This is a genomic window from Micrococcus sp. KRD077 (assembly GCF_017168505.1).
GTDB lineage: Bacteria > Actinomycetota > Actinomycetes > Actinomycetales > Micrococcaceae > Micrococcus > Micrococcus luteus.
On record NZ_JABFAZ010000065.1, the window covers coordinates 1 to 408 of the forward strand.

General features: G+C 25.7%; 1 protein-coding gene. It reads left to right on the forward strand.

The window, feature by feature from the left end:
- Positions 1 to 342: phosphopantetheine-binding protein (locus J1M39_RS11295; RefSeq protein ID WP_206496806.1), on the forward strand; the 342-nt coding region annotated here is incomplete at its 5' end.
- Positions 343 to 408 lie beyond the last annotated feature (66 nt).

The following is a 408-nucleotide window of genomic DNA, read 5'->3' on the forward strand; positions in this document are numbered from 1 at the left end:
AGAGAAAACGAATATATTGATGTGACTAATGACTTGGAATCAAAGCTTTTTGAAATTTTAAAGACAATATTTGGAGTTGAAGATATAGCTATAAACGATGAATTACAAAAACTAGGATTGGATTCATTATCAGGATTGCTTTTGATATCTAAATTAAGACAAGAGTTTAAGGTGGAATTAAATATGAAAGACTTTTATAGTTTTGAGACTGTTTTTGATATTGCTGAATATATAAAATCTGTAGATATTAAGGATATAGATTTGCAAGACGTAGAAATTGAAAGTAAAGAAGAGAATAAAATTGGAAGTAATGATATTAGCGAATTAATGGATCTTCTATAGTATTTAAGCTGTAATAATTACAGAGATTAAAAAAGAGTAGTAATACTAAAATATACGGATATAAGA